The following is a 23,157-nucleotide window of genomic DNA, read 5'->3' on the forward strand; positions in this document are numbered from 1 at the left end:
AAGTGCCGAGTTTCCCTCACGGCCCTGTCGTCTTTGGAGGCTTACTTACGGATTGGCGCGACGATTTAAAGTCACGCAAAGCAGTGTCTCCGCTAAATGTGATCAATATTGAGGATCTGTCACATTTGAGACACGCACGGAAACACGCGTTTCCTGGCCGTTTTCATCAACCGCTGAGAGCTTGAAAAAGCCCGGCCCCACTGGCTCCCAGACCGGAGCTCCCGCAGGATCGAGCGCAACGGGCTCACCATCGACAAACCAGCGAAGCTCACCTTGTCCGCGCCCGCTGAGCACAAAGCCCGGGTTTGGATTATTGGCGCTTTTCTGCAGAAGGATCGCGTTTTCCGGCGGAAACAGAATGGTCGGCGGCAAATCATCGGGCGCAAAGCGCGTCATGGCGAAACGCGGTGTCTCATTCTGCTTTGCAATCAGTCGCCCCGCCGCTTCGCCCTGCGCATTGAGGGATGTGTTCACCTTGTCAAAAACACTGAACAGAACAGGTAGCGCCGCCTGACGCCCTGTCGCGCCGGGGCGCGGTGCACCATCTGCGCGGCCAACCCACACCACGACCGCATAGCCTCTTGCAACGCCAGCAGCCCAGGCATCTCGAAAACCATAGGAGGTGCCTGTCTTGAATGCGATTTCCGGCGCATCCCGGGTCAGGCTGGCAGGCATTCGCCCCGCAGGCGTTGGCGCAGACTTGAGGATATCGATCAGGCGATCAGCCGATTCCGGGCTCATGAAACGATGTGCCTTGTCAGCCTGATGTTGCTCAACGGACGCCTCGGTCCAGTTGAGAGGCTTCATACGCCCGCCATCGCCCAGCCCCGCATACAGCATGGCAAGGTCCTGAAGCGACAAACCGGCTCCGCCCAGCGCAAGCGCAAGGCCCGGTTCTTTGTCTGCCCCGCCATAGACCTGCACATCCGCGCCGGACAAGGTCAGCGCCGCAGCGAACCGTTCTGGTCCAATCCGATCAAGCGCCAGAACCGCAGGTACATTCAGGGAGTGCTGAAGCGCATCGCTGACACGCACCTGCCCCCGGAATGACCGGTCGAAATTCTCAGGGCGATAACTGTTAAACCGGGACGGCAAGTCCTCGATGAAGGTGCCCGGCAGTGCATCTCCGTCATCAAATGCCAGACCGTAAATAAAAGGCTTCAGCGTCGATCCGGGAGAGCGCGCAATCTGCGTCAGATCAATCCAGCCGCCAGCCCGTTTCCGACTTGCTGAGCCGACATGCGCGCGCACAGCGCGGCGCTCAATATCGACGACGATGGCTGACATCTGAACCTGACCGCCCAGCTTCTCCGCTTCTTCGGCCAGATAGGCTTCCAACGCGGACTGAAGGCCTGCATCTATTGTCGAGCTCACATCACGTGCCAGCCCGGCAGGTCCTACTCTGGTTTTCGTATCCGCCAGAGCCGCAGACTGAATCAGTGCACTTGCATGCCAGCCCTGAGCCGGAAACGCATGCCGACCCGGTAACGGAAGGGATTTGGCATCTTCTGCTCTGGCAGGTGAAATCACCTCCAGCTTCGCCATTCGGTCCAGCAGTAGCGCCCGGGCCGCTTTGGCGTGTTCGGGCCGCAAATCCGGGCGGCGGACCTCCGGCGATTGCGGCAAGGCGATCAGCAGGGCGATCTGATCGTCGGCAAGCCGATCAGGTTCGCGCCCGAAATAGGCCCAGCTTGCCGCACGGATTCCCTCGAGATTGCCGCCATAGGGCGTGAGCGTCAGATAGAGCTCTAGAATCTCATCTTTCGATAAGCGTCGTTCCAGCTGAAGGGCGCGCAGCATTTCGACGAATTTCGATCCGAAATTCCGGGGACGTGGCTCGAGCAGCCGGGCTGTCTGCATGGTGATGGTCGACGCGCCGGAAACAATCCGTCCACGATGTAGCGCTGACATGGCGGCTCGCACGACTGCAAGGCCATCGACCCCGATATGAGATCGGAAACGTTCATCTTCGACGAGGATCAGCGCTTCAATAAAGGCCGGATCAATCGCGTCGAGTTCAGCAGGTAACCGCCAGCGCCCCTCCTCGGTGGGAAAGGCCCGCAGAGGAATACCGGAACGGTCTGTCACCAGCATGGAGCGGGAGAATGCCCGCTCTATGGGCGGCGGAAAGAGCAGGTCCAGCGCGGCAATTGATGCCAGAACAAGCGCAAGACACACAATCCCGCCAAGCAGCCGGGGGCGCTTTTGCCAGGCAAGGCGCCCCGATGTCTGACGGTCTTTACCATCAGAGGTGGATGAAAACGTCTTAGCCTTCGTCATCCGCAATCGTTACCCGGCTGGAAGCAGAACGTGCGAACACGTCTGGTCGGTACATGTCCTCAGCGACAACGCCCGGAAGCGTAAACTCGCCCGCTGTCACGGCCCGTACAACATAGGCCAGGGTCACTGAACTGCTGCGAACGTCGATGGCAGACACATAACGGTCATCGCGTGTTTCCGTGGTCTTGGCAGACGCAATATCCCCCAGCCAGCTGAACGCACCGCTTTCAGACTCGCCATCGCTCGGGCGCAACACCGCTTCGATTTCAAAGCCTGCTGGCAACAGGTCTTCCACGATCATCGGGTTGGTACGCCGCTCTTCCGGCGTGAGCGACAATTTCACCACCAGTCGGTCGCCGCGTTCGATGTTCGACAGATTGGCGCGATTGCCCTGCATGGTGAAAATATCTTTCGACACGCGGAAGTTCGACGCACTCGCTGCTGGCGGAGCCGACGGGGCACCGCGCACAAGCGTGGTCTGCCAGACCGGCCCAGCACTGCGGTTCACAAAGCTTGCCTGCGTTGCCGCATCAACCTGATCGAATGTGAAACGTGATCCCGACGCGTCAGAGCCTGCATCGGTTTCAATGGTTGGGACTGGCTGCCCTTTTGTCAGCGCATCCGAGGCCAGCAGAAGATAGGCTTTTTCCTGTGTCGTCAGTTCATCAGCATCCGGCACGTCTTCGCCGAGCCGCTCCGACAGACGATCCATCACGTCTGTCATGCCGACTTCCGCCGCGAGGGCCAGCACACCGGCAAGGTCACGCAATGGCGTCTGATAATAGTCACCATTGTTTTCGTAACCGAGGCCATCGACAGCTGCCTCAAACGCCGTTGTTGCACGCGAACGGTCGCCCATAATGGCCAGCGCAGCACCAAGCTGAGCCCGCGCCAGAGGCGACTCGATCTGACGAAGTTCACGATCATGCATATAGCGCAGGCGAGAAATGTCTGCCTCACCTGCCTTTGCAAGAACGTAGAGCGCAAACGGAGCAGAACGGCGCATCAGCTTGTCTTCTGTATCGACATGCCAGCGGCTTTCCCAGACATCGGTATCATAGCCGTAAATCCGCCATGCATCGCCCTGCGCAATGTCACCCAGCGCACCGAGGGCGCGATCAAGCGCTTCGGTTGGCACGGTGTAGCCTGCGGCCTTTGCGCGATAGAGGAAATCCGTCGTGTAGGCGCCCAGCCAAGGCGACGCATTGCGGTCGCCCTCGCGCCACAGACCAATCGATCCATCAGGGCTCTGACGGTTCAGAATGGCGTTCACCGCTTCCTGAACCTTTGCCTTCGCCGAAGCATCTGCCTCATCAGAGTCGGCACGCGCCAGTTCAGCCAGTTGATCTGCATACAGCAGTGGCAGCGCACGTGACGTCATCTGTTCGGTACAGCCATAAGGATAGCGCGCAAGGCTTGCATACAGCGCACCTGCATCAATCGGCAGCGGCGAGAAGGACACAATGGTTTCTTCTGAGCCCGGCACGAAATCGGCCAGCAGATCAGACGGAACACTGTAATTCTCACCGACATTCAGAAGCTGACGCGTGATACGCGTTTCCGGCAGGAAGGCAGAACGTGCCTGAATCGGATAGCTGCGTTCAACCGTGAAATCCTGTGGGCCATCCACCATGATGGAGAGATCGGCAATGCCTTCTTCTTCAGCTTCCAGCGAAATCGGAAGATCGACACGTTCGCCCTCTTCGAGATTCGCCGACAGCGTATCTGTGGTGAATGTGATCGGACCACCAGCGGCCAGACGTCCTTCAAATGCACCTGCTTTCAGCTCGACATTGTCGATGCTCGCCGTAGCAACAGCGACGTCACCCGGTGCCAGGAAGCGCGGCAGGGACAGCTCGACCGGCGCTTTGTCACGAACGGTCAGCGGCTTGTCGCCCGCGCCAACACCTGTTGCCGACCAGGCAACAGCCATCAGGCGAAGTTCACCGTTGAAGTCTGGCACGTTGAAGGTGACCTCTCCTTTGCCATTTCGGCCGATATCGACCATGCCAGAGAAGAGCGCGACCGTTTTGGTCGGCACGACAGAGAGTCCCTCTCCGCCGAGCTGGTCACCACCGGAGCGAATTTCACCCGGCGCGGCCATATTCGGGTCGAGCAGACGGCCATAGTCGTCATACATGTCAACGCCGAGTGCCTTCTTGCCAAAATACCAGCTTGCCGGGTCCGGCGTCTGGAATTTGGTGAGCTGCAAAATGCCTTCATCAACAGCTGCGAGGGTCAGGAAGATTGGCTCTTTCGGACCGTTCTCGACCTTCACCTTGATCGTTTGCTCGGTGCGTGGGCGGATCAGCTCAGGCACATCGAAATCAACGTCGAACACACGCTTTTCGGTATTCACCGGAACGTAAGCGACACCGACGGCGCGACGTGGCTTTGGATGATCAATGGCATCGCGTTTGGAATAAACGCTGACCATCACATACGCGCCCTCGCCCCAGTCAGCGGTTGCCGGAATCGCAAGCTCTGTGCCTTCCTCGGTGACATCCTGATACATGACCGACAGCACCCGATCTGTCGCGACGACAATCTGAGCCTGTCCGGCATAAGGTGGCAGAAGCGTTAGCTTGGCCTTGCCCCCCGTTTCAGGCGCCTGATCAGCGACAGAGAGACGGACACGGTCTGGCGCCTCCACGCCTTCTTCTGCATTGCCGCCCCAGCCGACCCAGAACTGATGGCTGGTTTCATCGCCGCGCACCTTGTCGGTCACGATCAGGCGATAGTCGCCATAGTCTTCGAGACCATCAAGCGAGACCTCACCAATCTCACCATCGGAGAGAGACAGATTACCCTGATTGACCTCTTTGACATATCGCGACCGGCGCCAGCGCCAGCGACTGCCATCCTGGTACCAGTCATAATCGTAATAGACCTGCACCAGCTTCCAGCCCAGATTCGCCGATAGTGCTTCGCCCTGAGGCGAGATAGAGGCCACCTTGAAACCGACCGCCTCATTTCGACCCGGCGCGTGCTCGAAGTCCGGCTTCACACCCAGATAACGGTCTTTTGGCAGATATGGGATGATCACACTGTCGCTGACAGCCCGACCACCCGGCTCAAGAACGCTGACCACCGTGCGAAGGCGCAGAGGCTGGTCGGCATCAGAGCCGCGTTTCCCGGGATTGAGCGGCAGAGTTACATTGCCTGCGCCATCCGTGGTCTGCTCCGGAAATTCAATGATTTCCTGTCGGAAGGTCTCGTCGAACGGACCGAACCGATAGCCTTTGAACGCCTCAAATGGCGATGGATCGGTTTCCATGCGTGCTTCTGCCTGGACGGTCAGACCTGCGCCTGGGGCGCCATACAGGAAGCGCGAGCTGACTTCTACGTCACGCGCCTCGCCAGCCAGTAATGGCGTTTCCGTGTCTGCTTCGAGTTCAACCTTGATGCGCTGTGGCACGAAATCTTCGACAGAGACGCTCGTCTCACCGACAGGGCCGATACCATCAACTTCAGCGACAATGCGCCACTGACCGCGGGCGGCTGTCTTTGGCAGCTCATAATTGAAGGTCACGCCACCAAGCTTTGTTTCGGAGAAGGCCTCTCGTGTCGCTTCCATCCCGTTCGGGCGGTAGACAACGAAACGTCCCTTGCGATCTGTCACAGCGCGCGCTGCCTCATCGCGCAACATGGCTACGGAATAGATCGTCTCACCTGGCCGATAGATACCGCGCTCTGTGTAGACGAAGCCGTCAATCGGATATGGCGGTGTACGACCACCAATGTTTTCAGATGACAGATCAATTGGTGCGCGCTCAAGGTCCAGCATGGCGAAATCGCCTTGTGGCCCCATTGCAGCGATCATACGCGGACGCAGATTGCCCTCACCCTTCAGCAAAGCGCCATCAAAACGGGCCGCGCGCGCGCCATCCGTTGTGACTTCGCCGAGGATTTCATTGTTCAGAGCGAGCAGACGCAGGCGGACATTTCCGACCTGCTTACCTGTCTGAAGCGAGCGCACGACGACATCGAGGCCTGTTTCGCCCCAATAGCTCGTCAATGCGAGGTCTGTCATGATGATCCAGCGCTGCGCCTGCGCTGCCGGACCTTCATTTCCCAGATTTTCGCGCGCGTCTGTAACCTTGACGAAGTAAGCACCCGGTTCGAGCTGACCAACAGCCTGCTCTAGGGGGAAGACGCTGACAACTGGCGAGTTCTGGACGGACGCCACATCCATTTCACCTGACCATACGGTCACGGCGACATCATCAGGATCTTCATCGCCGTAAAGATAGCCATACCCGCCCTGTGCGCGGGTGATGCCTTCGGTAATGCGTTTGAAGGCAAGCGCACGATCGTTCACGCGCGAGACTTCAACGTTCAGCTTGTCGACATTGACGGTTTCAATTGGCAGGCCATCAGCGTCGAGGCGAGGCAGGATAACGCCGCCGCCCTTGAAGCCGACATATGGCGGGCGGTCCTGAAAGTCGATCTTGACGGTTTCATCTGACTCCAGCTCGCGGCCATCGGCTGCCATCAGGCCCGCCTTCAGTGTCAGTTCGCGTGAATCAGAGAATGTCAGACCACCGACACACAGTTCTTCGCCATTTGCAGAATAGGTAAGGGACTTCTGCGGAACGACCTGCACATACGGGCTGTAATCAGCTTCCGGGTCCAGCGGGGCGGTAAAGACAAGGCAGGCAACGGGCGCCGCGCCACTCATGTCTGTCCGGTAGCGAATGAACGCGAAGGTTTCTTCATTCCTTGCCGCCGCAGCCTGACGCAGTTTCTCGCGCTCTTCTGATCGGCGTTTGAAGTTTTCAGCGCTTGTCTGCGACTGCGCGGCCATCTCGCGTTCCTGAGCAGACTGGGATGACAATGTCTGTGATTCAGAATACTCGGTTCCCGACTCTTCCTGAACAAACTTATAGACAAAGCCAGCGGTCAGAATGACAGCGACCGCCAATATGAAAGCCTGCAAATAACGCATCATGTTACCTTTCCCCTACCTTGGTCCTGTTTTGCGCGAACCAGCGTCAAATGTCATTACTAAACGTGGAAAAGGTGCCAATGAGGTCGGAATCTGACGAGATTGCCATAATGTCACTTGACTACGATGTGATCATCATAGGCGCGGGCGCTGCAGGGCTTTTTGCTGGCAGTAATTGCACGAAGCGCGGCCTCAGCACCCTGGTGGTCGACCATGCTGCGAAACCCGCCGAAAAAATCCGCATTTCGGGCGGCGGACGTTGCAATTTCACCAATCTGGAAACAGACGCGAAGCGGTTTCTGTCCGAAAACCCGCACTTCGCCAAGTCTGCACTTGCGCGCTTTACGCCCTGGGATTTCATTGCCCTGATGGCCGAGCACGGGCTCACCTATCATGAGAAGACGTTAGGGCAGCTCTTCTGCGATCAGAAATCCGGTGCCATCATCAAAATGCTGCTCGATGAGCTGGAAAAGCACGGCGGGACGCTTCAACTCTCGACCGATGTCCGCAATGTCAGAAAATCGAACGACCAGTTCTCGGTTCAGACCTCGACAGGCGAACTGCGCGCCCGCCACGTCATCATCGCAACGGGCGGATTATCCATTCCAAAGATCGGCGCTTCGGGGTTTGGCTATGAGATTGCCAGGCAATTTGGTCATGACATCGTCGAAACACGCCCCGGACTTGTGCCCTTCACCTTCTCCGGTCAGACCAAAGAGCGCTTTGCCAGCCTTTCCGGCGTCGCGACAAATGTGGATGTCGAAAGCGAAAACGGAACACGCTTTCATGAAGCCATGCTGTTCACGCATCGCGGCCTGTCTGGCCCGGCCATTCTGCAAATCTCCAGTTATTGGTCTCCCGGCGAGCCTGTTCACGTCGATTTTCTGCCAGGGACCGATCTCAGCGCGCAGCTGACCGAGGCAAGACATGACCAGCCGCGCAAGAAGCTCTCCGACCTGCTCGCACAATGGCTGCCTAACCGGCTGGTGGCCGATTTGCTGGCCGAGCTAAAGATCGATAAGCGCGCTGGCGACCTCTCCAACAAGGACATCGCCTTGATATCCGGCCGTCTGCAGAACTACGCCCTGACGCCAACACAGACCGAGGGCTATCGCACGGCTGAAGTCACGGTGGGCGGCGTCGACACGGCAGGACTTTCCTCCAAGACCATGGAGAGCCGCCATTGTCCGGGGCTTTATTTCATTGGTGAAGTGGTCGACGTGACCGGCTGGCTGGGCGGCTATAATTTTCAGTGGGCCTGGGCCAGCGCACATGCCGCCGCAATGGCGATTGCCGAGGCAACCTAATTGCTGGCCCGCAAACGCGTGTCCGCCGCAGCCTCATTCAACAAGTGAACGATGGTGTTGATCAGTAGGTCCGGGAGAACGGGTTTGCCGATATGCACATTCGCACCGCTCGCTTTGGCGAGCTCCTTGTGAGACTTCATGGCGTTCGCGCTCAACATGATGACCGGACAGGCCGCACGACCACGCTCTTTTTCCCAGCTGCGGATTTTCCGGGTGGCTTCCAAGCCATCCATGACCGGCATCTGCATATCCATAATCACGAAATCGAAATGCTCCGTCGTGAACCGGTCAAGCGCGTGCTGGCCGTTTTCAACGGTCTGAACATCATAACCGAGCGGGCTGAGAATGAGCTGAATGACGCGCTGATTGATCGGATGATCTTCCGCCAGCAGCACACGCAGGGATTTGTCGGACATGTCCAGTTCAGCTGGCGCAGGCGGATTAGACGGCATCTCCATATCCACTGTCTGGCAGCGCGGCAGGCGAATGATCGCCGTGAAGGTACTGCCTTTGCCGTACTCGGATTCGACCTTGATCGAGCCATCCATCAATTCGACCAGCGACTTGCAAATACTGAGCCCAAGGCCTGACCCGCCATAACGCTGATAGACTTTCTGATTGGCCTGGCTGAACGGATCAAAGACGCGCGACAAAGCCGACTGATCAATGCCGCAACCGGTATCACTGACCACAATCTGCAGGGCATCACGTTTATCCTGCGTCGACAGACATGAAATCGACAGCGTTACTGACCCAGCGGACGTAAATTTGATGGCATTGCTGGTCAGATTGCCAATCACCTGCTTCAGACGGACCGCATCGCCAATATACATACGCTGACAGTCCGGTGCGATGTCGACATGGAAGGCAATGCCCTTGTCACGCGCAGACAAAGCATAAAGCTCGCAGATGGAGGAGACGGTTTCTTTCAGGTCAAAAGGCTCGGCGTTCAGATCGAGACGGCCAGCCTCGACCTTGGACACATCCAGAATATCGCTCAGCTGACGCTCCAGCTGCTGCGCAGACCGGCTGATCAACTGCGCCATTTCGAGCTGATCCTCTCGCAAATCCGTTTTGCGCAAGGCGCTGGCAACGCCAATGATGCCGTTCATAGGCGTGCGAAGTTCATGGCTCATCGTCGCCAGGAAGACGCTTTTGGCATCATTTGCCTTTTTCAGCTCTTTCGTGCGCTGCGCAATGCGTGTCTCAAGCTCGATAAGGTGGGAATCTGTTTTCCGACGGTAATCTTCAAGGACATTCGCCAGTCCGCCAATTTCATCCTGACGTTTGCGGGTTTCGTCGATCAGTGCGCGGTCCTCTTCGCGCGTACGCGGCTCCTGCTCCTGGCTCGAGAAATTCCGAGCGAGTGCCACAATCGGTTTGATTCCGAAATTGCGTATGAAAATGACCAGAATGCCAACGCACAGGAATGCGACCGACAGCGACACAATGAAGGTCGGCAAAACAGAGTCGAGCGTGCTCGCGAACAAGACATCGTTCGGGATATGAATAACAACGAACCAGTCAGGTACATCCAGATGATAGACGGCATTGACGTGCTCAAATAAGCGGCCCCGGTCGGCCGGAACAAAGCCCGATACAATCGACCGCTGGGCAACCGTGCTGGCGAGCGCCTCCGGGTGCAATCTTTCTTCAATTGCGTCGACATCCGGCTGGGTGACCTGCTCTTTTCCGAGCAGATCCGGATGCGCAATCAGAGAGCCATTGGATTCGATGAAATAGAGCTCGCTGCCTTTAATCGGAACATCGCTCAGAGCTTCGCGAAACGCAGCGCCCAAAGGCAAAGTCGTGCCCCAGATCCCAAGCTGCTCGCCATTCACACGGATAGGCGTTTGGCAGCCTGTCGTCAGCGCTTCGCCGCTTTGCACATAAGCCAGTCGGGAGAGCGGTGTACATTTCGTGATGCCTGCCGGATTGCGCTCCGGGTCGGACAAGCTCATGAAATTGAAACTGTCGAACTTATAATCCGCCTTCGCGAGCGAACGATAGAACATCAGCTTGTCGTCGCGGCCGGGCGCAAAGACGATGAGATCGTTTCTCTTCGTCGCATACCAGAGGCTCTCAATGTCCTCTTTCACGCTTGGCGCAATCTGAGCAATCGCCAGAAAAGCTGCAATCAGCTCTCGTTTCCGTTCAGGCGTCCATTCCGTATCAGCGGAAATGAAAGCTCCAATGCCGTTTACCTGGCCAATCTCAGGAATATAGGTGCCATCAAACAAGGCATCAGAGCTGCGACGGGTACCGTCCTCCTTCACAGGGAAGAAGGTCTGAAGCATTTCCTCGATTTTTTGCTCTGTCAGATTTTCGTGGCGAAACAGGAACGCTGAATGCGTCGCAGCATGTGCTTTTTCGAGCCGGTCAAAGCGCAATTCCTCACGCTGGCCGCGTTCATAGATATAGTTGCTGACCTGCTCAGCCATGATTTTCCGGTCATGACTATACTCAGCAACCAGAGAAATCGCTGCCGATCCGATTATCGCCAGGGCTGCCAGAGGAAGCAGAAACCAAAAAAGCCTGGCCTGGATACTTTTCGCCATGTCGACAGCCAATTCTATGATCCCGAGCTCTAGGCGTATCGAAGAGTCGTAAACAAAGCGCTGAATATATTTAATGGATAAAGAGAGTAGCGGTCAGACTATCTTTAACGACTGTTTCCCTTGATCTTTTTTACGTATTTTTCTTCACCCGGATCTGAATTATCGGTCAATCGCCTACAGAATGCTTCGGCGTTCAGCCATTCCCCGGACGCCAGTCCGGCGGCGCGAGCTCAAAACCGGAAAATTCAAACCCCGGAGACACGGTGCAACCGCAAAGGGTCCATGCCCCAAGTGTTTCAGCCGTTTGCCAGGCGCCTGTCGGCACGACCAGTTGCGGCCGGGCGCCAGAGCGCAGATCCGGCCCCAGCTGGTGAGACGAACTCGTCTCGATCCGACCATCCTGCGACATGGTCAGCACCAAGGGTCCGCCCGCATACCAATGCCAGACTTCACTCGCATCAACGCGGTGCCAGTGGGACACCTCACCTGCCTGAAGCAGATAATAGATGGACGTCCCGACACTGCGGCCATTCGTTTCTCGTGGATCGCGAAAGACCTCACAAAAGTGTCCGCCTTCAGGGTGTGGTTTGAGGTTCAGCAGGCGAATGACCTCATTCACTCCGAGATCGCCGCCCCCCGGAAACGGCATCAGAAATTATCCTTGCGCGCACGTATCTCGGCGAAGGTTGCCACCATATCGCCCGGATGCCCCATGGCGGTCTGCAGCGCTTCATTGTCTGCGCGCAGGAATGGATTGGAGGCAAGCTCATTGGCCAGAGATGTCGGTACAGTTGGCTTGTTATCGGCCCGCAATGCGCGAACGCGATCAACATACATCTGAAGCGCCTTGTTACCCGGCTCGATCGTCACTGCAAAATCTGCATTAGCGGCGGTGTATTCGTGCGCGCAGTAAAGAAGCGTATCCGTCGGCAATGCCCGGATTTTCTCAAGACTGTCCCACATTTGCTCAGGCGTCCCTTCAAACAATCTGCCACACCCGAGTGCAAAGACAGTATCGCCAACAAAGGCCACCTGCACGTCTTCCATGTGATAGGCGATATGCCCGCTGGTATGCCCCGGCACATCCAGAACACGCGCCACACGCGCACCGAGATTGACGATGGAATCCTGATGAACAAGGCGGTCTATGCCTGGAATCTTCTCGGATTCATTGGCCGGCCCGATGATAACGCAGCCCGTCGCTTCCTTGATTTCCAGATTGCCGCCCGCGTGGTCCGGATGCCAGTGTGTGTTCCAGATCTGCGTGATCTGCCAGCCCTTTTTTTCAGCCTCTGCCAGTATGACTTTGGCATCTGGCGTATCGATTGCCGCTGTTTCGCCGGACGCCTTGTCATGGACAAGATAGCCATAATTGTCGCTCAGACACCGGAACTGGTGGATTTCGAAATCATTCATCATCAAATTTCCCTATTGCGCGTAAGTATGTTGGCATGATGCCATGCTTGCAAGGAAAGGCGCCAAGCGATGCGATTGGACATTACCACGCTCATGTCGTTCTACGACAGCCCATTGGGGCAAAGCGCCAATCGCGCAATCCTGGAAAGGATCAACGCCCTTTGGGGCGACCTCTCCGGTCTGGACGTCCTTGGCATCGGCTATGCGCCGCCCTTTCTCGAGGGGCTTGAAGGCAAACCACGCAGATCTGTTTGCCTCATGCCGCATTCGCAAGGCGCTCATGCCTGGCCGGATGGTGAACGTGGCTCTGCAACGGCGCTCTCCAACGAGCGCGAACTGCCCTTCATGGATGCGATCTTTGACCGGATCCTTGTCATCCATGCGCTGGAAGAAACCGCTCACGCTCCGGACTTTCTTCGTGAAATCTGGCGCGTCAGTGCTCCTCAGGCCCGCATTCTGATCATCACGCCCAATCGGTCGGGTGTCTGGTCGCTCAGCGATTCAACCCCGTTCGGCTATGGACGCCCTTTCTCTCAACGGCAATTGAAGCGATTGATGCGAGACGCCCTGATTGAACCAAGCGCCTGGACCCGTTCACTATATACACCGCCGATTGATTGGAAGATTTTCACATCATCGTCAGAAGGTTGGGAACGAGCCGGAGAGATATTCGTTGCAAATTTCGGAGGCGTTAATCTCGTTGAAGGCACCAAACGTGTGCAGATCGACCCGAAAACGCCAGAAAAAGCCAGGGTTGTAGTGCCATCCGGACTTCGCCCGGCAGTATCCTTAAATAAGGACTTGTAGACACATTTATAGTATGTTACACACCTAACACAGGTTCTTAATGAGGGATTAGGAGACACGCCATGAAATTCATCACTGCCGTATTCAAGCCATCGAAACTCGACGCGATCCTCGACACGCTGACAGAGCTGGGTGTTACCGGCCTGACCGTCACCGAAGTTCGCGGCTATGGACGCCAGCAAGGCAAAACCGAAGTTTATCGTGGCACCGAGTACGAAGTGCGCCTGCTTCCAAAGGTGAAAGTCGAAATCGCATGTGCCGATGAAGCTGTCGACAAGATTGTTACAGCAATTTCTGAAACAGCCAACACCGGCAAAATCGGCGACGGCAAGATTTTCGTCACGTCTCTCGAAGCTGCTGTTCGTATTCGCACAGGCGAGCGCGACAGCCAGGCCATCGAGGCGTAAGGCGAAGACAGTCCCCAGATCGAAGCCACACACCCGTTCGAGTGGTTTCGTCACCCCTGAAGGCATTGCCTTCAGGGGTTTGTCGTATCTGAGCCATCAATTTCTTCGCAATCGCGCCAACAATCCGATCAATCAGGTGATGTTGCCCCTGAATACAGCCATCTGATCTTTACCATATTGCGCCAGTCTCAAATTCTGAGGCCAGCAATAAAAGGTGAAGCTCACTTGTCGCATTATGATCTGATTGTCATTGGCAGCGGGCCGGCCGGACGCCGGGCAGCGGTTCAGGCCGCAAAGCTCAAGAAAACTGTCCTCTGTGTTGATCGAGGCAGGCGCGTCGGCGGTGTCTGTGTCCATACCGGCACCATTCCATCCAAGACATTGCGCGAAACGGTTCTGAACCTGACGGGCTGGCGGGAGCGTGGATTTTACGGACGCGGCTATCGGGTCAAAGACCGGATCACGGCAGATGATCTGATGCAGCGTCTGACGAAAACGCTCGACCATGAAGTGGAACTTCTCGAGCACCAGTTCACCCGGAACAAGGTCGAGATCGCGCGTGGCGCAGCTAAGTTCACAGATGCGAACAGCATAGAAATCGACTGTGGCGAAGGCGAAATTCTCAAAGCCAGCGCCGATAAGTTCATTCTCGCTATCGGCACGCGGCCTTATCGTCCGGACGATATTCCCTTCGATGATGCCATTCTCGATGCAGATGAAATACTTGAACTCACGCGCCTGCCACGAAGCCTGACCGTTATCGGCGGCGGGGTCATTGGTATTGAATATGCGACGATTTTCAGCGCTCTGGATGTTAAAGTCACCGTACTGGAAGCCGCAGATGGACTTTTGAAATTCGTGGATCGGGAACTGATTGACGAATTCATGCATGATCTGCGCGATCGCGGCGTCACCATTCGCCTCAACGCTGTTACAACATCCGTGTCACGTCAGGGAGAAGACGCCTGCCTGGTCGAACTCGAGGATGGTCGTCAGGTCTGGTCGGAAATGGTGCTCTATGCGGCGGGCCGCCAAGGCGCGGTTGAAGGCCTTAATCTGGAAGCTGCGGGCCTGACCTCTGACAAGCGTGGACGTCTGAAAGTAAATGAAAAGGTTTTCCAGACAGATGTCCCACACATCTATGCCTGCGGTGACATTATCGGGTTTCCGAGCCTCGCCTCAACGGCGATGGAACAGGGACGCATCGCAGCGCGTGCTGCTTTCAATGTTCAGACAGAAGCGCCGCCTGAATATTTCCCATACGGGATTTACGCTGTGCCCGAAATCTCGACGGTTGGTGAGACGGAAGAAGAAGTCCGCGCTCGCAAAGAGCCTTATGAATGCGGCGTGGCGCGGTTTCGCGAAACCGCCCGCGGTCACATTATGGGCGTCAATTCCGGCTTCATGAAACTCATCTTCTCCCTGAAAAGCCGGAAACTGCTCGGCGCACACATTGTCGGTGAAGGCGCAACCGAGCTCATTCACATCGGGCAGGCCGTCATCACGCTAGGCGGAACGCTGGAGTATTTCGTCGAAAACACCTTCAACTATCCGACGCTCGCCGAAGCTTACAAAATCGCGGCGCTGGACGCCTGGAACCGGATGCCCCGGGTCTAGAGCGCTTACTCGCTCGCCTGTGAAACGAGTGCGTCGAAAAATGAAAAGGCATCTTCAGAAGCCCAGTCTGCCTCCCCTTCGAGGCGGGCCAGCTCACGGCCATCCTCGCCATAGATGAGCGTTGTCGGGAAACCCGCAACCAGAGAGTCGAACAAGACACCGCGCGTCGGATCGGCGAAGAACTCGAGCCTGTCATCGGTGAGGTCGGCCAGCTGCTTTCGCGCCAGCGGAAAATCACCTACCCGGTCAACCGAAATCGCCATCACTTTGAGGTCGTTTTCGTCATAGCGATCCTGCAGCGCAGCCAGTGTCGGCATCTCCACAATGCAGGGCGCGCAGAAGGTACCCCAGAAGTTCACCACCAGAATTCGCCCCTGATAATCAGCCAGGGTGAGCATGGATTCATCAGGTCCCAAAAGTTCGGCATCCGATTGAATGGGAGGTTCTGCGCGAATTTGGAGTGATTTCAGGTCACCAACAGCGTAGGTTTTCAGCCCTGTCTTCGGTTCTGTCGTTGAACTCGCGGAAAACCAGACATAGACAACAGAACAAAGGCCAATAAGAAGCATGGCCGGAATACCATATCGGGTGAGCATTGCCATAAGTGCGGTGTCCTTCATCCTCTGAAAGGATTGAGATAGTCATCATGGCGAAAAAGCCAGCGCAAGGTCAGGAAATGTGGGGCGGACGCTTTGCCGCAAAGCCAGACCAGATCATGGAAGCCATTAACGCCTCGATCGATGTTGATCAACGCATGGCCGAAGAAGATATCGCAGGATCCAAAGCCCATGTGCGCATGCTGGCTGACCGCGGCATTGTCACTGAAGCCGACCGTGATGCCATTCTGGGCGGCCTCGACGCAGTGATTGAAGAGATCCGCAAAGGCGACTTTCCTTTCCGAAAAGATCTCGAAGACATTCACATGAATGTCGAAGCCCGCCTCAAGGAATTGATCGGCGAGCCGGCTGGACGCCTGCACACGGGCCGTTCAAGAAATGATCAGGTCGCAACAGACTTCCGCCTGTGGGTCCGCGAAGCACTGAAAACCCGCGCCGACCAGGCTGAGGCGCTTATGCGAGCCTTGATCGATCAGGCCGATTTGCATGCTGAAACCGTCATGCCCGGCTTCACCCATTTGCAGACCGCTCAACCTGTCACCTTTGGCCATCACCTGATGGCATATGTCGAGATGTTCTCTCGCGATAAATCACGCTTTCAGGATGCCCTTGTGCGCATGAATGAGAGCCCGCTTGGCGCGGCGGCTCTGGCCGGAACCGGTTTCCCGATTGATCGTGAGCAGACCGCCGAAGCGCTCGACTTCTTTGCTCCGATGGCCAACTCACTGGACGCTGTGTCCGCACGCGATTTTGCGGTCGAAGCGGTCTCTGCCTGCTCGATCTGCGCCATGCATTTGTCACGACTGGCCGAAGAAATCGTGATCTGGGCGTCAGCTCAGTTCCACTTCGTTCGCCTGTCCGATGCGTGGTCGACCGGCTCCTCCATCATGCCGCAAAAGCGCAACCCCGACGCCGCTGAGCTCGTCCGCGCCAAGACCGGGCGTATTTACGGCGCGCTTCAGGCACTTCTGACCGTTCTGAAGGGTCTGCCGCTGGCCTATTCGAAAGATATGCAGGAAGATAAGGAACTGACCTTCCTGGCCTTTGATGCGCTCGATCTGTGTCTTGCCAGTATGACAGGCATGGTTTCCAGCTGGACAGTCGATAAAGATGCCATGCGCGCAGCCGCCGCCCATGGGTTCTCAACCGCAACCGATCTGGCCGACTATCTCGTGCGCGAACTCGGCCTGCCCTTCCGAGAGGCCCACCATGTCACCGGCGCGACTGTGAAGCTCGCGGAAGACAAGGGCTGCGACCTTGCCGATTTGTCACTCGAAGAGCTCCAGTCTGTCGAACCTCGCCTTACAGATGCCGTATATTCGGTGCTGACTGTGGAAGCATCCGTAAACTCTCGCACGAGCTATGGTGGAACCGCGCCAGCGCGTGTGCGAGAACAGATTTCCCGTTGGAAGGAGCTTCTTGAATGAAACACCTGATCGCACTGCCGCTCTGCCTGGCTGCCCTCTCTCTGTCCGCTTGCGGACTTCGTGGAGACCTGGAGCGCCCGGATCCTATGTGGGGCAATCCGAACGAGCCGGAAACACCGCCTGCCGTAGAAGAACCACAACAGGAAGCTGCCCTGCGTCAACGCAGCGAGCCTGAGCCGGAGCCGACAACCTCTTACCGTGATCCTGAAACGGGTGAGATTGTCTGGATTGAGAACGAAAATGGCGGCGACAAGCCTCTGGCGAAACCGACCACACCTATTGAATCCGGCGGCCTGCCGCCCGTAGAAGAGTAAATTCCGTCACATGCACCATTTCGAGTATCGCGGCGACGTCCTGTATTGCGAAGATGTCGCCATTCCAGATCTGGCCGAAACCTATGGCACACCTCTTTATGTCTACTCGACGGCCACGCTGAAACGCCATTATCGCGTGTTGTCTGAGGCATTTGAAACCCAGTCCTGCCTCATTGCCTATTCTGTGAAGGCCAACAGCAATCTGGCGGTACTCGCAACGCTGGCGTCCATGGGCGCAGGTGCAGATGTCGTCAGTGGCGGCGAGCTCTATCGCGCACTGAAAGCTGGCATACCGGCCGAAAAAATCGTCTTTTCCGGCGTGGGCAAAAGCGTGTCCGAACTGAATGCGGCACTCGATGCCGGCATTCACCAGTTCAATGTGGAATCGATCCCGGAACTGCATCGTCTGTCGCGACTGGCAGAAGCACGCGGCGTGAAAGCACCGATTGCCCTGCGGGTAAATCCACACGTCGCGGCGGGCGGTCATGCCAATATTTCGACCGGTGCCGCAGAACACAAATTCGGCATTGCCTGGCATGAAGCCAAGGACATCTACAAAGAAGCCATGGACATGCCCGGCATTCAGGTGGCTGGTGTGGACGTGCATATCGGCAGCCAGATCACCGACATTGCGCCAATGCGCACCGCGTTCGAGAAAGTGGTCGGCCTGGTGCGCGAATTGCGCGACATGAACATTCCGATTGAACGCATCGATCTTGGCGGCGGACTTGGCATCCCGTATCGCGATGGTGATGTTCCGGCATCCCCATCTGACTATGCCGCCATGGTGCGCGACGTTCTTGGCGATCTGGACGTTCAGGTCATTCTGGAACCCGGACGCATGATCGCGGGCAATGCCGGGATTTTCATCTCCCGCGTCGAATACATCAAAGAACGCGACGGTCGACGCTTTGCCATTCTGGATGCAGGCATGAACGACCTGATGCGCCCGGCGCTGTATCAGGCTGTCCACGAGATGAAGCCGGTTGTCAAATCAGCCTCCGACTGGACACAGACCTACGATCTGGTCGGCCCGATCTGCGAAAGCACGGACCGATTTGCGAAAGACTATGAGACGACGGAACTGCATGAAGGCGACCTCGTTGCCTTTATGTCAGCCGGTGCTTACGGCGCTGTAATGTCTAACCAGTATAACACCCGGCCAATATGTGCTGAAGTATTGGTAGATGGCGAACAACATGATCTGGTTCGTCGCGCGCCAACATTTGAAGAAATCGTCTCAAGCGAGCAAATTCCGAAGTGGATAACATCTTAAAGCATCCCGAACTGCGTGCCCGCATCGCACGCACAAAGGCCAGACTGTCGCGTCTGGCATGGTTCGATGCTTTTGCCCTTCCCTTTGGTCTGGCGCTCGTCTTTCTGATCCTCGCCGTCATCGGTACGTTCAACGCATTGCCAATGGCGCCGCGAGCGATCGTGCTTTATGGGCTGTTTGCCGCCTTTATCGGCTTGCTTGTTTTTGGCTGGCAGAGGCTGAAATTACCAGGCGACAAGGCCGCAAAGACCGCACTGGACGAAACACACCCTCAGCGTCCGCTTTCCGGACTTGAGGATTATCCTGCGCAGACCAATGCTGAGACACGTGCGATCTGGAAAGCGCACCGCCAGTCTCTGGCGCAACAAGCACTTCAGCTCAAATCTCCCGGCTTTCGAAAGGCCTGGAAGCGACGCGACCCTCTGGCGCTGCGCTTTGTGGTGCCCGTGATTTTTCTCGCTCTGCTTGGCCTAAATTTCACAAAAGCCCCCTCCCGGTTTGCAACGGCTTTCTCCCCGGATATCGGCGCTGTCTTCGGCGCTCAGAATCTCGATATTTCGGCCTGGCTCACACCGCCGGAATACACAGGTGAGGCCCCCGTTTTCCTGACATCGAGCACACAGGGCGCGAATGTTCCGGCCGGGTCGACGCTCACCTTCCGCGTACACGGCCCGGCAACCCCGGAACTGAAACGTCGCGCTACGTCTGAGCAGAATCTCCAGGGACCGAAATCGCTCAAACTCAAACGCCAGAAAGATGGCTCTTTCGAAGTCAGCCTGCCCGTCACCGCGCCGCAAACCATTGCGCTGCATTTCTGGGGCAAGCGCGCCGAGTGGGACATACAGACCGCTGCAGATCAGGTGCCGACTATCCAGTTTGCCAGCGATCCGTCACCGACCAGTGATGACAAGATGACCTTCGACTGGAGCGCGGAAGACGATTACGGCCTTGCGAGCGTCGAGCTGCGGATTCAGCCGCATGAAGACTCTGGCGTTTCAACCGACGCCTCAGATACTTTGCCACTGGAATTGCCGGTTGCGTTTGCCCGTTCAGCCGACGAAACGGCAAGCCTCGATCTGACGCGTCACAAATGGGCAGGTCTGCCGGTTCACCTCACCCTGATTGCCACCGATTCCGCAGGTCAGTCTCAGGAAAGCGAAACGCTTCCATTCATTCTGCCTGAAAAACTGTTTCTGGAGCCTCTGGCGAAGTCCAGCCAGGAAGTCCGTCTGACCGTGTTGCGTGAAGAAGAGGGCTATATCAGTGCCGCGTCTGCGGATGCGACCACCTCCCCGTCTGACATCAATGGCTTTGGTGACAGGCTCGAGAACGCACCAGAGGGCTACCAGCAGGCTGCCCTGATGCTGGACGCGGTCACCTATCGTCCGGACATCTTCATTGATGACTATGCCATCTATATGGGCCTGCGTCGGTCTTTCGACATGCTGAAATTCGCGCGCGCCAAAGATGATGTTGAGCCAATCGATGATCTGCTTTGGTCGATCGCCCTTCGGGCTGAGTTTGGCACTCTGGCCGATGCCGCACGACGTCTCGAAGCAGCTCGCCGCGCTCTTGAACGCGCGCTGCGTGACGGCGCGAGCGAAGAAGAAATACAGCGCCTGATGCAGGCCTTCCGTGATGCTGCCGAAGAGTATATCGCCGCGCGCATGGCCGAAGCGCTGATGAATGGCGACCAGAGCGGCAGCGGTGGTGGTGGCGAAATGCCGGACACCATGCTGCAGGGTCAGGACCTTGAGGATATGCTGGCTGCGCTTCAGGATCTCACGGAAACCGGTGCAACAGATGCTGCCCGCCAATTGCTGGATGATGTGGCGAACCTTCTGAACAATCTGCAATTCACGCAGGGTCAGAACGGCGATGGAGGCATGCCCGGCCAAGAAGGACAGGAAGGCGACGAAGACGCCAGTCCGGAAGAAAAAGCACTTCAGGGCGCTCTGGACCGACTGGCTGAAATCCTCGAAGAACAACGCCGCCTGAATGACGACACGATGCAGGAGCGCTTTGGGTCGGGGGAGTCAGAAGATGGCATTCCACGCCTGTTTGATGACCCCAATTCCAACAATATCTTCGGCGACGAAAACAGCGAACAAGACCGCGGCCCAGTACCTGGAGAGCCGGGCGAAGATGGTGAGGAAACGGACAGCCGCTCCCTTGCTGAGCGCCAGAGTGATCTGCGCGATCAGCTTGAGGCCTTCATCGAAAATGGTGACGAGAATGGAGAAGGCATGGCGGCGCTCTCCGACGAACAGCTGGAAGATGCTGAACGGGCTCTGCGCCGCGCCGAACGTGCCCTGCAACAGGGCGATCTCGATGCCGCACAATGGAATCAGGACCGAGCGGTTCAGTCCATGCGCGATGCCGCTGGCGGTCTGGCCGAAGAACTGGACGAGCGCCGCAGCGCCCGCCGTGGCGAGAATGGTGAGGACACCATCAATGAGAGCGATCCGCTCGGCAGAACAGCTGGCGGCGCGCGCCCGAATGGTGACGATGAAGAAACCATCCCGGATGAGATTGATCGCCAGCGCGCGCGCGACATTCTCGACGATTTACGCCGCCGTCTTAATGAATCCGACAGTGAAGAAGAACGCGAATATCTGCGTCGTCTGCTTGATCGCTTCTAGAGGCTGAGCTCAGGTTTTAACGGCACCGAGATAAGGCAGACCGCGATACAGACCCGCATCATCCATGCCATAGCCGACCAGAAAGCGATCAGGCGCGTCATACGCCCAGCTGTCTGCACCATACAGCGGCGCGTTCGGCTTGCGGGCAAGGACACAGGTGATCACTTCGCGCGCGCCTTTGGTCAGCAGATGCTGGCGCGCAAACTGAAGGGTTCGGCCTGTGTCAAACACATCATCAATCAGCAGGACGCCGCGCCCGCTGACGGAACGTGAGAGATCCGCACGCACCACAACGCGGCCCGTGCTTTCGCGCTGGTCGCGATAACTCTCAAGCCAGATCGCATCCATCATGGGGTGCACGCCCTCATCTGCGAGGTGACGCATCAGGTCTGTCGTGAAGGGCGTTGCGCCCAGCAAAATGGTAACCGCCGTCCAATCGCCCGTCATTTGCGGCGCGAGTTCCTTAGCCAGCGCTTTTACACGCGATTGCACTTCCTGCTCATCAAGCAGGACGTCAAATTCAGGAGTGCTCATCGGATTTCCGTATCAGTGATCTTCCGGATGAGTATCGTCTGTTCCGTGAGAGTCGTCCACCTCATGTGGATCATCTGTCGCATGCGGATCGCTCGCGGGCGGGTGTTCCTCGTCCGGGCCATGTGCGTCGTCAGACCCATGATCATCGATTGGCGCATGATCGTCTGCGGGACCATGGCCATCATCACTTCCGTGATCGTCGGCAGGATGATGATCAACGCCGTCAACGGAAGGCTCAACAAGCCGAGCGCCGATCTCGTCTGCCTGAACGAATGACATGGCCAGATCAAAGGCTTCCAGAGGCGGGCTATCGAGCGTCGTTTCGAAATGGCCCTCCTCGCCCGCTGGCAGGATATCCATATCGAGTGAGATCAGGACGCTGTCGACGGTGGCTCCGTGATCATCGCGCAGCTCGACCTTGATCACCGGAACACGTTGATCCCGATTGGTGATGTTATCGACCGTGCCGGCAATGCTGAGCACGGGCATTGTGCCATCGAATGTGCGCTCGGCGGAGACCGGCCCGAACTCCAGGCCGAATCGATTGGTGTCGAGCCCCGCCATGGCATAAGCCGAAGACGCCTTGGGCCAGAGCTTGACCACCATATCGCGCTGCATGACAGCGAAGGCCCCAAAGGCAAGAAACAGAACCGCTGACATGCCCCATGCAGACAAGGCTGCGAACTTCGCGCCGTTTGCCTTTCGGGCGAATTCCTTTTCGCGAATGGCCTGATGCGGCTGAAGAGAGGTTTTTGTCGCCTGACGCACACGCTCGACCTTCTCGCGAGAGAGGTCGGACGCGTTAAAGCGCTCCTCGAGCGACAACTCAGGCCGCGCAAACCATGCGTGCCCACAAGCTGCGCATCTGACAGTCCGCCCGTTTTCCCCGATGGCCTTGTCATCGGCAAAATATTGTGCGGAACAGGATGGACATGAGAGGATCACTGAAGTCTTCTCCACCTAACGAGACGAGTATGCTTCGTCCCATGATTCGCACAAAGACAGTC

Annotated in this window: 16 protein-coding genes; 8 read left to right on the forward strand and 8 right to left on the reverse strand. The window is 57.1% G+C overall.

Going from position 1 to position 23,157, the window contains the following annotated elements:
* Positions 1-102: 102 nt before the first annotated feature.
* Together pbpC and ACFQDM_RS05470 are read right to left on the reverse strand one after the other, a co-directional pair.
* A complete protein-coding gene (pbpC, locus tag ACFQDM_RS05465; protein ID WP_377376523.1) occupies positions 103-2,280 on the reverse strand; it encodes a penicillin-binding protein 1C in 2,178 nt (725 codons plus the stop codon).
* A complete protein-coding gene (locus ACFQDM_RS05470; RefSeq protein ID WP_377376526.1) occupies positions 2,267-7,231 on the reverse strand; it encodes an alpha-2-macroglobulin family protein in 4,965 nt (1,654 codons plus the stop codon). Before ACFQDM_RS05470 ends, pbpC begins: the two co-directional genes overlap by 14 nt.
* Before the next feature lie 107 nt (positions 7,232-7,338).
* On the opposite strand from ACFQDM_RS05470, the gene ACFQDM_RS05475 reads away from it, so the two are divergent.
* Complete coding sequence (locus ACFQDM_RS05475) at positions 7,339-8,535, forward strand: BaiN/RdsA family NAD(P)/FAD-dependent oxidoreductase (protein WP_377376529.1); 1,197 nt, start codon at positions 7,339-7,341, stop codon at positions 8,533-8,535.
* Here the strand turns inward: ACFQDM_RS05475 and ACFQDM_RS05480 are convergent.
* The 3 genes from ACFQDM_RS05480 to gloB all read right to left on the reverse strand — a co-directional run bounded on the left by ACFQDM_RS05480 (position 8,532) and on the right by gloB (position 12,509).
* Complete coding sequence (locus ACFQDM_RS05480) at positions 8,532-11,093, reverse strand: ATP-binding protein (RefSeq protein ID WP_377376532.1); 2,562 nt, start codon at positions 11,091-11,093, stop codon at positions 8,532-8,534. The two genes, ACFQDM_RS05475 and ACFQDM_RS05480, sit on opposite strands and share 4 nt — an antisense overlap.
* Positions 11,094-11,286: 193 nt before the next feature.
* The gene (locus tag ACFQDM_RS05485; RefSeq protein ID WP_377376535.1) at positions 11,287-11,742 is read right to left on the reverse strand and encodes a cupin domain-containing protein; all 456 of its coding nucleotides are present in this window, start codon (positions 11,740-11,742) and stop codon (positions 11,287-11,289) included.
* Positions 11,742-12,509, reverse strand: a complete 768-nt coding sequence (gloB, locus tag ACFQDM_RS05490; protein ID WP_377376538.1) for a hydroxyacylglutathione hydrolase — start codon at positions 12,507-12,509, stop codon at positions 11,742-11,744. Before gloB ends, ACFQDM_RS05485 begins: the two co-directional genes overlap by 1 nt.
* A 69-nt stretch (positions 12,510-12,578) precedes the next feature.
* Here gloB and ACFQDM_RS05495 point away from each other — a divergent pair, with 69 nt between their 5' ends.
* From ACFQDM_RS05495 to sthA, 3 genes are all read left to right on the forward strand, one after another.
* Complete coding sequence (locus ACFQDM_RS05495; RefSeq protein WP_377376541.1) at positions 12,579-13,316, forward strand: class I SAM-dependent methyltransferase; 738 nt, start codon at positions 12,579-12,581, stop codon at positions 13,314-13,316.
* 62 nt (positions 13,317-13,378) lie between these two features.
* A complete protein-coding gene (locus ACFQDM_RS05500) occupies positions 13,379-13,723 on the forward strand; it encodes a P-II family nitrogen regulator (protein WP_377376543.1) in 345 nt (114 codons plus the stop codon).
* A gap of 225 nt (positions 13,724-13,948) precedes the next feature.
* A complete protein-coding gene (gene sthA, locus ACFQDM_RS05505) occupies positions 13,949-15,340 on the forward strand; it encodes a Si-specific NAD(P)(+) transhydrogenase (RefSeq protein ID WP_377376545.1) in 1,392 nt (463 codons plus the stop codon).
* A 5-nt stretch (positions 15,341-15,345) separates the two neighbouring features.
* Here sthA and ACFQDM_RS05510 read toward each other — a convergent pair whose 3' ends face one another.
* Positions 15,346-15,960: a TlpA family protein disulfide reductase gene (locus ACFQDM_RS05510; RefSeq protein WP_377376548.1), complete on the reverse strand. Its 615-nt coding sequence runs from the start codon at positions 15,958-15,960 to the stop codon at positions 15,346-15,348.
* Positions 15,961-15,986: 26 nt separating this feature from the next.
* On the opposite strand from ACFQDM_RS05510, the gene argH reads away from it, so the two are divergent.
* From argH to ACFQDM_RS05530, 4 genes are read left to right on the forward strand one after another with little or no spacing between them, the layout of a single operon-like run.
* A complete protein-coding gene (gene argH, locus ACFQDM_RS05515; protein WP_377376550.1) occupies positions 15,987-17,384 on the forward strand; it encodes an argininosuccinate lyase in 1,398 nt (465 codons plus the stop codon).
* On the forward strand, positions 17,381-17,698 hold the full coding sequence (gene lptM, locus ACFQDM_RS05520; protein ID WP_377376552.1) for an LPS translocon maturation chaperone LptM: 318 nt from the start codon (positions 17,381-17,383) through the stop codon (positions 17,696-17,698). The genes argH and lptM overlap by 4 nt, the downstream gene beginning before the upstream one ends.
* A 10-nt stretch (positions 17,699-17,708) precedes the next feature.
* Complete coding sequence (gene lysA, locus ACFQDM_RS05525) at positions 17,709-18,974, forward strand: diaminopimelate decarboxylase (protein ID WP_377376555.1); 1,266 nt, start codon at positions 17,709-17,711, stop codon at positions 18,972-18,974.
* Complete coding sequence (locus tag ACFQDM_RS05530; protein WP_377376557.1) at positions 18,959-21,616, forward strand: DUF4175 domain-containing protein; 2,658 nt, start codon at positions 18,959-18,961, stop codon at positions 21,614-21,616. Before lysA ends, ACFQDM_RS05530 begins: the two co-directional genes overlap by 16 nt.
* Positions 21,617-21,625: 9 nt before the next feature.
* On the opposite strand, the gene ACFQDM_RS05535 is transcribed toward ACFQDM_RS05530, so the two are convergent.
* Entirely contained in the window at positions 21,626-22,150 is a 525-nt protein-coding gene (locus tag ACFQDM_RS05535) for a phosphoribosyltransferase (RefSeq protein ID WP_377376560.1), read from the reverse strand.
* A 12-nt stretch (positions 22,151-22,162) separates the two neighbouring features.
* The gene (locus tag ACFQDM_RS05540) at positions 22,163-23,110 is read right to left on the reverse strand and encodes an MJ0042-type zinc finger domain-containing protein (RefSeq protein ID WP_377376563.1); all 948 of its coding nucleotides are present in this window, start codon (positions 23,108-23,110) and stop codon (positions 22,163-22,165) included.
* Positions 23,111-23,157 lie beyond the last annotated feature (47 nt).

It is taken from the genome of Ponticaulis profundi (assembly GCF_042659465.1).
In the GTDB taxonomy this organism is placed as follows: domain Bacteria; phylum Pseudomonadota; class Alphaproteobacteria; order Caulobacterales; family Hyphomonadaceae; genus Ponticaulis; species Ponticaulis profundi.

Bases quoted from the DNA above. Each gene is read 5' to 3' on its own strand.
- ACFQDM_RS05475 (WP_377376529.1), top strand. From the start codon at position 7,339: ATGTCACTTGACTACGATGTGATCATCATAGGCGCGGGCGCTGCAGGG.
- lptM (WP_377376552.1), top strand. From the start codon at position 17,381: ATGAAACACCTGATCGCACTGCCGCTCTGCCTGGCTGCCCTCTCTCTG.
- gloB (WP_377376538.1), bottom strand. From the start codon at position 12,509: ATGAATGATTTCGAAATCCACCAGTTCCGGTGTCTGAGCGACAATTAT.
- ACFQDM_RS05495 (WP_377376541.1), top strand. From the start codon at position 12,579: ATGCGATTGGACATTACCACGCTCATGTCGTTCTACGACAGCCCATTG.
- ACFQDM_RS05500 (WP_377376543.1), top strand. From the start codon at position 13,379: ATGAAATTCATCACTGCCGTATTCAAGCCATCGAAACTCGACGCGATC.
- pbpC (WP_377376523.1), bottom strand. From the start codon at position 2,280: ATGACGAAGGCTAAGACGTTTTCATCCACCTCTGATGGTAAAGACCGT.
- ACFQDM_RS05510 (WP_377376548.1), bottom strand. From the start codon at position 15,960: ATGAAGGACACCGCACTTATGGCAATGCTCACCCGATATGGTATTCCG.
- ACFQDM_RS05480 (WP_377376532.1), bottom strand. From the start codon at position 11,093: ATGGCGAAAAGTATCCAGGCCAGGCTTTTTTGGTTTCTGCTTCCTCTG.
- ACFQDM_RS05535 (WP_377376560.1), bottom strand. From the start codon at position 22,150: ATGAGCACTCCTGAATTTGACGTCCTGCTTGATGAGCAGGAAGTGCAA.
- ACFQDM_RS05485 (WP_377376535.1), bottom strand. From the start codon at position 11,742: ATGCCGTTTCCGGGGGGCGGCGATCTCGGAGTGAATGAGGTCATTCGC.
- ACFQDM_RS05470 (WP_377376526.1), bottom strand. From the start codon at position 7,231: ATGATGCGTTATTTGCAGGCTTTCATATTGGCGGTCGCTGTCATTCTG.
- argH (WP_377376550.1), top strand. From the start codon at position 15,987: ATGGCGAAAAAGCCAGCGCAAGGTCAGGAAATGTGGGGCGGACGCTTT.
- lysA (WP_377376555.1), top strand. From the start codon at position 17,709: ATGCACCATTTCGAGTATCGCGGCGACGTCCTGTATTGCGAAGATGTC.